Source organism: Actinomyces timonensis DSM 23838, assembly GCF_000295095.1.
In the GTDB taxonomy this organism is placed as follows: Bacteria; Actinomycetota; Actinomycetes; order Actinomycetales; family Actinomycetaceae; genus Actinomyces; species Actinomyces timonensis.
Genome location: NZ_JH806632.1, coordinates 1,007,974 through 1,009,287 on the forward strand (window position 1 = coordinate 1,007,974; position 1,314 = coordinate 1,009,287).

The 1,314-nt window shown below is 68.6% G+C and carries 2 protein-coding genes; both read left to right on the forward strand.

Annotated elements, in window-relative coordinates:
• Positions 1–12 precede the first annotated feature (12 nt).
• Positions 13–687, forward strand: a complete 675-nt coding sequence (locus A1QA_RS0104540; protein ID WP_017177740.1) for a response regulator transcription factor — start codon at positions 13–15, stop codon at positions 685–687.
• A 77-nt stretch (positions 688–764) separates the two neighbouring features.
• On the forward strand, positions 765–1,314 hold a 550-nt coding region (locus A1QA_RS13470), incomplete at its 3' end, for a histidine kinase (RefSeq protein ID WP_167320639.1).

Consider the following 1,314-nt stretch of genomic DNA (forward strand, 5'->3'; position numbering starts at 1 on the left):
TGGAGAAGAGCCATGCCCCCCTCAGCCAATGACCGCGACATCCGCATCATCGTCGTCGACGACGATCCGATCGTGCGCGACGCCATCGCCACCGCCCTCAAGGGCGCGCCTGGCATCGAGGTGGTCGCCACGGCCGAGAACGGCGCCGACGCGGTGAGCATCGTCCACGAGCGGACCGTCGACGTCGTCCTCATGGATGTGCAGATGCCCATCCTCGACGGGGTGACGGCCACTCGGCGCGTGCGGGATGTCTCACCGGCGACGAGCGTGCTCATCCTGACGACCTTCGACGACGACACCTTCCTCGACGGCGGGCTGGCCGCGGGCGCCTCCGGCTTCCTCCTCAAGACGACACCCTCGGAGGAGCTCATCAGCGCGATCCACACGATCCACGAGGGCGGCAAGGTGCTCTCGCCAGGTCCCACGAGCAGGATCCTCGACCGCTACATCTCCGGCCAGCCCCCGAAGACGAATGCCGGTGAGGAGCTCGACCTCTCCGAGCGGGAGAAGGAGGTCCTCGAGCTCCTGTGCCAGGCCCGCTCCAACCACCAGATCGCCCGCCGGCTCAACGTCGCCGAGACCACCGTGAAGACCCATGTCTCCGCGATCATGCGGAAGATGAATGTCGCGAGCAGGCTGGAGATCGTCGTCGAGGCGCACCGCCGGGGCCTTGCGAGCGGCTTCTAATGCGGTTCCTGCGCCGGCTGGATCCGCGCGATGACCAAGCCCAAGGAGTCCTCCGACTCATCATCGCGATCACGTTCGTGCTCCTTCAGTCAGGCCCCTTCTTCGCCTACATCCATGACCTCACAATCGCCGGCAGCGTGCCCGCGCTCACCTGCCTCCTTCTCATCGACCGCTTCCCCTGGGGAGCACCGATCGTCCTAGCCGCAGGGACCGTCGCCGCGCCCCATGTCCCCCTCGTGCTACCGCTCGAGACCGCAGGTTTCCTCAGCCCCGCGCTCCTCATCCCCGTCCGGCGTTTCCGGCAGGTTGGGCTCATCCTGGCCGCCTCCTGCATCGACGTTGCCCTCCGCGCGCAATCGGGCGGCGAAGGCGCGTCCTTGATCCTCCAAGCACCGGTCCTCCTCAGCGGTTCGGCGAGCGTGGGCATGGCCCTGCTCTACTTCCGCGCGCAGCTGGAGCGGATGGAGGCGGAGCGCGCAGCCGCCCTGGGGGCGCAGCGCACAGCGATCGCCCGGGACCTGCACGACACCCTCGCCCGCGCCAACACCCAGATGGTCATGCGGGTCCAGGCGGCGCGCCCGCTAGCCGCGGAGGAGCCGCGCATCGCCGCCCTCCTCGACGAGATCG

What these genes read in the sequence shown, in the direction of transcription:
- A1QA_RS0104540 (WP_017177740.1), top strand. Translation starts at nt 13, where the DNA reads ATGCCCCCCTCAGCCAATGACCGCGACATCCGCATCATCGTCGTCGAC.